Genomic DNA, 429 nt, shown 5'->3' with positions numbered 1-429 from the left:
TGCGATCAAGCACATCAACTTCTCTTTGGGTTAGGAGTCTAAATCTCTCTTTGATCTCTTTGAGCTCCGAAGATTGTTCTTTACTGAGATAAGCCTTTGATAGCATTTCATTGATTAAGCCACAAAGCTTTTCTTCATCTACTGGTTTTTGAATAAAGTCAAAAGCCCCTTTTTTGAGCGCGTTTACCGCAGTGGTGATCTCCCCATGGCCAGTAATAAATGCGATGGGAATATTAAGGCCCATATTCAGAAGCGTTTCTTGAAGTTCGATTCCAGACATGCCACCAAGTTGAATATCTACTAAAGCACAGCCCAAAGATTGGTGATCACTTGCGTCTAATGATTGTAAGAATCTTTCGGCACTTTCATGAGGGCTCACTCTAAAACCATTGGCATTTAGAAGTAAGGATAATGAATCCCGAATCGCCC

At 41.0% G+C, this 429-nt stretch carries 1 protein-coding gene; it reads right to left on the bottom strand.

Going from position 1 to position 429, the window contains the following annotated elements:
- Positions 1–429: response regulator (locus B7Y67_RS19460; RefSeq protein WP_293600042.1), on the bottom strand; the 429-nt coding region annotated here is incomplete at both ends.

It is taken from the genome of Polynucleobacter sp. 35-46-11 (genome assembly GCF_002281105.1).
This window is presented reverse-complemented; position numbering and strand designations above follow the sequence as displayed.